The following is a 7,563-nucleotide window of genomic DNA, read 5'->3' on the forward strand; positions in this document are numbered from 1 at the left end:
TTGTCTGGCATTTTTTTTGCAAAAAAATCAACGTTTAGAGGCTGTTTTAAATTTTGCTCTTAGAAAAAGAGATGAAATATAATCAAAAAATAAATAAAGAATATGGCAAAACAAGGTAATATTGGTGTAACAAGTCAGGACATCTTCCCGATCATCAAAAAATTCCTTTACAGTGATCATGAAATTTTCCTTCGTGAATTGGTTTCCAACGCAGTCGATGCAACCCAGAAATTAAAAACTTTGGCGTCCGTCGGTGAATTTAAGGGGGAATTGGGTGACCTCACGATTCAGGTCAAGATCGAGAAGGGCAAACTGATCATCTCCGACCGGGGAATCGGTATGACCGCTGAAGAGATCGATAAATACATTAATCAAATCGCATTTTCCGGAGCGGAAGAGTTTGTTGAAAAATACAAGAACGACGCGGCCGCCATCATCGGTCATTTCGGACTTGGTTTTTATTCGTCATTCATGGTATCGAAGAAGGTGGAAATCATCACCAAGTCCTATAAGGAAGGCGCCGTCGCCATGAAATGGAGTTGCGAAGGCAATCCGGAATACGATTTGGAAGAAACCGAAAAGGCAGACCGCGGAACAGATATTATTCTATATATCGATGAGGATAACAAGGAATTCCTTGAAACGACACGAATCAACTCCCTGCTTACCAAATACTGCAAATTCCTTCCGATACCCATTGCTTTCGGTAAAAAGAAAGAATGGAAAGACGGCAAGGAAGTGGAAACGGATGCACCCAATATCATTAATGATACACAGCCGGCATGGGTACGCAAACCGGCCGACCTGAAAGACGAAGACTACAAAAAGTTCTACCGGGAACTCTATCCGATGAGCGAAGAACCGCTGTTCTGGATTCATCTGAACGTAGACTATCCGTTCCATTTGACGGGTATCCTTTATTTCCCGCGTATCAAGAGTAATATTGATCTGAACCGAAACAAGATCCAGCTCTATTGCAACCAGGTGTTCGTGACGGATTCGGTCGAAGGAATCGTTCCCGAATTTCTGACTTTACTGCATGGAGTGATCGATTCTCCGGATATTCCGTTGAATGTTTCCCGCTCCTACTTGCAAAGTGATCAGAATGTAAAGAAGATCTCCAACCATATTATGAAGAAAGTGGCAGACCGGCTGGAGGAGATTTTCAAATCCGACCGCTCACAGTTCGAAGAGAAATGGGACAGCCTGAAGCTATTCATCCAATACGGAATGCTTAGCGAAGATAAATTCTATGACCGTGCGGTGAAATTTGCCTTATTGAAAGACGTAGAAGGTAAGTATTTTACTTATGACGAATATAAAACGCTGATTCAAAACGAACAAACAGATAAAGACGGGACGCTGATCTATCTTTATACCACCAACAAGAACGAACAATACAGCTATATCCAGGCCGCTAAAGACAAGGGTTACAGTGTCCTTGTAATGGACGGGCAGTTGGATGTACATATTGTGAGCCAATTTGAACAGAAATTTGAGAAGACGCGTTTCGTCCGTGTGGACAGCGACACAATCGACAATCTGATCCGAAAGGCGGAACAAAGCCAGGTAAATTTGGACGAAGAACAGAAAAATGCCTTGCAGGAAATTTTCAAGAGCCAGTTGCCGGCAATGGAAAAGACGGAATTCTATGTTACCTTCGAAGCATTGGGCGAAAAGGCCAATCCGGTCTTGCTGACGCAAAGCGAATACATGCGCAGGATGCGTGAGATGTCGGCAATGCAACCAGGCATGTCTTTCTACGGAGAAATGCCGGACAGCTATAACCTGGTGTTGAATACCGATCACGAATTAGTGAAAAAGATCCTGACGGACGAGGAATCCGCCTGCTCAGAGAAACTTCAACCGATCCTTTCCGATTTGAAAGGATGGAAAACCCGCCAGGCCGACCTTCGCGAGGCGCAAGGCAAAAAGAAACCGGAAGAGATCACCGAAGCGGAAAAGAAAGATATGGAAAATACCAATCATAAGATCGACGAATTGCGTGAACAAGGCAATGCAATCATTGCCGAATATGCAAAAGGTAATCCGCTGGTCGGCCAGCTTATCGACCTGGGACTACTGGCAAATGGCCTATTAAAGGGAGAAGCCTTGAGTAAATTCATCCGACGCAGCGTAGCAATCATCGGTTCGGACAAATAATAAGATTTCCACAATAATCAATGATAGTACATCCGGGCGGGAGAAATCCTGTCCGGATGTTTTTATGGGTTAGTTTTTTCCTATACCTGGTAGATCAGAGCCTTCGCTAGGCCGGGGTTTAAAAAGAAATAATAATAATAATAATGATTCCGATTCTCACCGGCTGATAAATAGCCACGCATTGGAGAACCGCTCATTCGTCCGTAAAGTGGACAAATAAGATTCCGCTTCCTCCCGCGTTGTAAATTGATCGGCATACACGCGAACCTTACCCTCACGTATTACTACACCGGCCTTCATAGTGGAAGGCAATTTCATTTCCGACAAATATTTTTTAGCTTGCCCCTCATTCGGTAAACTGGCGATGACGATGTAATATTTCTTTGTATCCGACATAATCTGTTTAGCAGGAACCGCTTTTTTTGCCGGTTCCGTTTGCGTGGTTAGTGCCGGAGTTTCTTGTATGGTCTCTTTTTTTTCCTTGGGAGTATCAGTGGCCGAGATTGTCAGCGGCGTCACCTTTTTATCTGCCGGTTGCTTGGCATGTGTAACAATCTCTCCCGGAATAAAGCCTGCCGTATAAGCCGAAGGATTTACATCTTTGACCGGAGTCGATAAAATGAAAAACAAAAGGATTACAGCTACGGAAGCACCCGCTATTCTCAGGAAAGTTCGGCTGACCGGTATGTAATAGACATCCTTCCGCCGGTGTTTGGAGGTCTCCAAAAGCTTGGCCTCCTTTTCACCCTCTTCCAGGATGGTTTGCAACGGCAACAAATGAAACGCCGCCAGTCCGTAGGATTCCAGCCCGAATGCCTCTCCTTCGGAAGGATGGAAAACAAGCGTATCCCCGTTTCCTTTATGGAAAGCGCCTATACGTCCCAGAGAAACCCGGTTTCTCTGCGCCATGGCTGATTTCAGTGTATCTACATCCTCTTTCAACATCGACTGGGCCTCTTTGAATCCGATCGTATAGGCTTGCATATATGATTCGCAGAGTAGTCCGTCATTATGTTTCAGCGTCGGATTGAAGACGATTTCTTTTCCCTGTGGGTAAAAAGTATGCTCCGCTTCATTACAAATCGCCGGAACCTCCTGAAGCACAAAGCCTCCAAAGCCCGGGATAATGACGCAATCATGCAAAAACAAAAGGCGTTCGATATGTTCTATTATGCGCTGCATAGAGCAAAGGTATTATTTCCCCGCGAAAAGCAAAAATCTTAAGCCTGATTTTAATCTAAAAAAATTACCTTTGTCTTAGAATCAACCAAGTATGAATTGTTTCTTTTTTCCGATCCATTTGCTTTCTCCCATCCCTTTCCTATGTGGATGGATACTGGACCGTCTTTGGGGCGATCCGCCTCATTTACCTCACCCGATCGTCGCCTTCGGAAGATTGATTTCATCCGGGGAAAAGATTTTGAATAAAGGGAAAAACCGGTATTGGAAAGGACTTTTATTAACGTTCGTATTGGTTGCCGGAACGTTTGCTTTTTTCTTCATTTTATTGAAGGCCGCCGGACGGATTCATCCGCTATTTTCATCCGCACTTGTCGCTTTGGGAGTATTCTTCGGATTGGGGGGGAAAACATTGATTACGGAAGTCCGCCTGGTCTTTGAAGCGGTGGACCGGGATCCTGACGAGGGAAGGAAACAATTGAGCCGAATCGTCGGAAGAGACACTTCTTCCCTCTCTCCCCAGGAAATTCGTGTGGCGGCTTTGGAGACATTAGCGGAAAACCTGAGTGACGGTGTCATTGCCCCCATGTTTTGGTTTGCTTTATTAGGCCTTCCCGGAATGATGGCTTATAAGATGGTCAATACGTTGGACTCTATGATCGGATACAAAAATAAGCGCTATCTGGAATTCGGCAAGGCGGCTGCGAAGTTGGATGATGTTGCAAATTATCTGCCCGCCCGCCTGACAGCTTATGGAATGTTATTGGTTTCCGGTAACTGGAAACTTCATAAATTTATCCGGCGTTTTGCAAGGGCGCATACAAGCCCGAACTCCGGATACCCGGAGGCGGCTCTGGCCGGAATTTTGGATTGCCGTTTCGGCGGAACCCACTACTATTTCGGCAAACCGGTGGAGAAACCTTATATCGGGACCAATGAACGGGCAATAACGATTAAAGATATGCAGATTGCCGTACGCATCAACAATCTGACGGAATTGGCCATGGGATTCATTACCTGTTTGATTTTATTATATAGATAAAGTATGAAACATTCTGTATTGGTAACAGGGGGACAACGGTCCGGCAAAAGCAATTATGCGCAACAACTGGCGAGATCCTTATCTTCCAACCCGATCTATCTCGCCACCTCCCGCGTTTGGGATGATGAATACCGGCAGCGGATCCTCCGCCACCAACTGGATCGCGGATCCGAATGGACCACGATCGAAGAAGAAAAAGAATTAAGCCGCCACTGCCTGAAAGACCGGGTTGTCGTAATCGATTGCGTAACCTTATGGGCAACTAATTTCTTTTACGATACTAAAGGCGATATAGACGCTTCACTCGAAGCAATCCGCCGGGAGTTGGACCGGCTCTTGGAACAAGAAGCTTATCTGATTTTCGTTACGAACGAAATCGGACTCGGAGGCGTTTCCGCGGACACTATGCAGCGGTATTTTACGGATCTTCTCGGATGGACAAACCAATTGATTGCTTCCCGGGCGGATGAAGTTATCTTACTGATCAGTGGTATTCCCTTAAAAATTAAAGAATAAATGATAACTTTCGACATTAAGCGACCGGATGAGGCTATCCGGTCTGCACTTTCTGCAAAAATAGATAACCTGACCAAACCTAAGGGATCGTTAGGACGATTGGAAGAGTTGGCCCTCCGGATCGGATGGATTCAACAATCATTGTCTCCGAAGCTTGAACATCCGTTCAATGTGATTTATGCATCTGATCATGGCATAGCCGACGAACCCGTCAGCCAGTCACCCAAAGAAGTGACCCGGCAGGTCGTTTTCAATTTTCTGAACGGTGGCGCCGGAATCAATTTTCTCGCACGCCAACATGGATTCAAGATTAAAATCGTGGATGGAGGAGTCGACTATGATTTTCCTTCTATCCCGGAATTAATCGACCGGAAAATTCGTAAAAGCACACGTAATTTCCTTTATGGCCCTTCGATGACGGCAGAAGAATTTAATCTGGCCATTCAATGGGGTGCCGATATTGTTTCGGATTGCCATCATGAGGGTTGCAATATTATTAGTTTCGGAGAGATGGGAGTCGGGAATACCGCTGCTTCGAGTATGTGGATGACCTGCCTCACAGGGCTTCCCTTGATCCAATGTGTCGGCGCAGGAAGTGGGCTCGATAAAAACGGGGTAGAGAAAAAATACCGGATACTGAAACAAGCGTTGGATAAATATGACCGCTCCAATCATCCGGAAGAAGTCATGGCATATTTCGGCGGATATGAAATGGTCATGGCAGTCGGAGGAATGCTTCGTGCGGCGGAATTAAATATGATTATCCTGATCGACGGATTTATTATGACAAACTGCATTTTGGCGGCCTCTCTTCTCTATCCGGATATACGATCCTTTTGCATATTCGGCCATTGCGGAGACGAAGCCGGGCATAAGCTTTTATTGGAGTATATGCATGTTCATCCTATTTTAAACTTAGGACTTCGTTTGGGTGAAGGTACCGGCGCAGTTTGCGCTTATCCGATCGTCGATTCCGCTGTTCGGATGCTTTCCGAAATGCATTCTTTTAAGCAAGCGTCCATAACCAAATATTTTTGAAAGATGGTCATAAGAGTCATGGCAGCGTTACAATTCTTTACCCGTCTTCCTTTGTGGCGGTTTGTAAACATTCCGGCGGATCATTTCAGGCATGTGGTTCCTTACTGGGCCCTGACGGGCTGGCTTACGGCAGCAGTCTCCACTATAACACTCCTTGTCGCGGTCTATTTCCTACCTCTGAATATCGCAATTATACTCGCAATGATCAGCCGGTTGCTGCTTACCGGCTGCCTTCATGAAGACGGGTTAGCCGACTTCTTGGATGGTTTCGGAGGAGGGCATGACCGCGCGCAAATTCTTTCTATCATGAAAGACTCGCATATAGGTAGTTATGGCGTTATCGGACTGATCTCCTATTTTATCCTATACTATCTGCTGCTAAATACCCTTCCGGCCGAATTAATCGCATCGACTCTTTTGATGGGGGATCCTTTTTCCAAAGGAGTGGCATCGATGATCATCAATAAATTACCTTATGCACGCAAGGAAGAGGAGTCCAAAAGCAAGATGATTTATACCTCAATGACTCGGACTGAATGGATAATCGCTGCAGTAAGTGCATTGCTGCCTCTTATCTGGGTTCCCTCTCCCCTTTATCTGATAGCCGTCGTTTTTCCGGTCGCAATCTGGTTCGGATTTACAAATTATATAAAGAAAAGAATCAACGGCTATACAGGCGATTGCTGCGGGGCCTTGTTCTTATTATGTGAAATCGGTTTTTATCTCGGAGTCGTTATTATCTATAACTGTTCCAATAGCTTGTAATAGTTCTCTAACTATGTATAATAAAACAGAATGAAATGGAAATCTATCTGATAAGACATACATCTATCGATGTTCCGGCAGGATATGCTTACGGACAAACGGATGTTTCGCTAAAACCTACTTTTGAATCGGAAGCGTTGAATGTAAGAAACAGATTAAATGGAGTTATTTTCGATCATGTTTGGAGTAGTCCGCTCTCACGGTGTGTTCGTTTGGCCGCCTTCTGCGGCTATCCTGATGCCATATTGGACGAACGGATCAAAGAACTGAATTTTGGCGATTGGGAAATGAAAACATGGGAAGAGATTTCTCAAGACCCACGTTCTTCAAAATGGTTCAACGACTGGATTAATTTCACCCTACCGAATGGAGAATCTTTTATGGACCAATACAATCGTGTATCCTCTTTCCTGGATGATGTCCGTAAGCATCGCTTTGAAAAGGTATGTGTATTCACACATGGTGGAGTTCTCGCCTGCGCACGCGTTTATGCCGGGGAATTAGAAGCCAAAGATTCTTTTTCCCACATTGTCGGTTATGGAGAATCTATTAAATTGACGTTCTAACACTTAGCCAATTATTATAAATATTCAAATTATTACCTTAATCCGGATCTTTCCCGGCTTCCCATCTTAACACAAAAAAGACCGGAGAAGTTCTTACTCCTTGCGGAGGGTGAACTTCCCCGGTCTTCAAAAAACGGCGGCGACCTACTCTCCCACTTATGACGCAGTACCATCGGCGCGATCAGGCTTAACTTCTCTGTTCGGAATGGGAAGAGGTGGATCCCTGATGCTATAACCACCTGAATTGCTTCGCTTACGATTCCTTGTGATGCACTCCTGCACACTCGGGCCTCT

Annotated in this window: 7 protein-coding genes and 1 rRNA gene; 6 read left to right on the forward strand and 2 right to left on the reverse strand. The window is 45.1% G+C overall.

Going from position 1 to position 7,563, the window contains the following annotated elements; all coding sequences use genetic code 11:
• Positions 1-102 precede the first annotated feature (102 nt).
• Positions 103-2,163 (forward strand): molecular chaperone HtpG, encoded by a 2,061-nt coding sequence (gene htpG, locus BQ8014_RS12865; RefSeq protein WP_080904694.1) that lies wholly within the window; start codon positions 103-105, stop codon positions 2,161-2,163.
• 156 nt (positions 2,164-2,319) lie between these two features.
• On the opposite strand, the gene BQ8014_RS12870 is transcribed toward htpG, so the two are convergent.
• A complete protein-coding gene (locus BQ8014_RS12870) occupies positions 2,320-3,345 on the reverse strand; it encodes an HU domain-containing protein (protein WP_080904695.1) in 1,026 nt (341 codons plus the stop codon).
• A 91-nt stretch (positions 3,346-3,436) separates the two neighbouring features.
• Here BQ8014_RS12870 and cbiB point away from each other — a divergent pair, with 91 nt between their 5' ends.
• From cbiB to cobC, 5 genes are read left to right on the forward strand one after another with little or no spacing between them, the layout of a single operon-like run.
• Complete coding sequence (gene cbiB, locus BQ8014_RS12875) at positions 3,437-4,384, forward strand: adenosylcobinamide-phosphate synthase CbiB (RefSeq protein WP_080904696.1); 948 nt, start codon at positions 3,437-3,439, stop codon at positions 4,382-4,384.
• Between the two features lie 3 nt (positions 4,385-4,387).
• Positions 4,388-4,900, forward strand: coding sequence for a bifunctional adenosylcobinamide kinase/adenosylcobinamide-phosphate guanylyltransferase (locus BQ8014_RS12880; RefSeq protein WP_080904697.1), 513 nt, complete (start codon positions 4,388-4,390; stop codon positions 4,898-4,900).
• Complete coding sequence (gene cobT / locus BQ8014_RS12885; protein WP_080904698.1) at positions 4,901-5,938, forward strand: nicotinate-nucleotide--dimethylbenzimidazole phosphoribosyltransferase; 1,038 nt, start codon at positions 4,901-4,903, stop codon at positions 5,936-5,938. It abuts the gene before it with no gap.
• Positions 5,939-5,941: 3 nt separating this feature from the next.
• Complete coding sequence (locus tag BQ8014_RS12890; protein ID WP_080904699.1) at positions 5,942-6,703, forward strand: adenosylcobinamide-GDP ribazoletransferase; 762 nt, start codon at positions 5,942-5,944, stop codon at positions 6,701-6,703.
• Positions 6,704-6,738: 35 nt separating this feature from the next.
• The gene (gene cobC / locus BQ8014_RS12895; protein WP_080904700.1) at positions 6,739-7,269 is read left to right on the forward strand and encodes an alpha-ribazole phosphatase; all 531 of its coding nucleotides are present in this window, start codon (positions 6,739-6,741) and stop codon (positions 7,267-7,269) included.
• Between the two features lie 131 nt (positions 7,270-7,400).
• Here cobC and rrf read toward each other — a convergent pair.
• Positions 7,401-7,512, reverse strand: a 5S ribosomal RNA gene (rrf, locus tag BQ8014_RS12900).
• Positions 7,513-7,563: the final 51 nt, after the last annotated feature.

The organism is Parabacteroides sp. Marseille-P3160, assembly GCF_900162725.1.
In the GTDB taxonomy this organism is placed as follows: Bacteria; Bacteroidota; Bacteroidia; order Bacteroidales; family Tannerellaceae; genus Marseille-P3160.

Coding starts and splice junctions, on each gene's coding strand:
- htpG (WP_080904694.1), top strand. CDS start 103: ATGGCAAAACAAGGTAATATTGGTGTAACAAGTCAGGACATCTTCCCG.
- BQ8014_RS12870 (WP_080904695.1), bottom strand. CDS start 3,345: ATGCAGCGCATAATAGAACATATCGAACGCCTTTTGTTTTTGCATGAT.
- cbiB (WP_080904696.1), top strand. CDS start 3,437: ATGAATTGTTTCTTTTTTCCGATCCATTTGCTTTCTCCCATCCCTTTC.
- BQ8014_RS12880 (WP_080904697.1), top strand. CDS start 4,388: ATGAAACATTCTGTATTGGTAACAGGGGGACAACGGTCCGGCAAAAGC.
- cobT (WP_080904698.1), top strand. CDS start 4,901: ATGATAACTTTCGACATTAAGCGACCGGATGAGGCTATCCGGTCTGCA.
- BQ8014_RS12890 (WP_080904699.1), top strand. CDS start 5,942: ATGGTCATAAGAGTCATGGCAGCGTTACAATTCTTTACCCGTCTTCCT.
- cobC (WP_080904700.1), top strand. CDS start 6,739: ATGGAAATCTATCTGATAAGACATACATCTATCGATGTTCCGGCAGGA.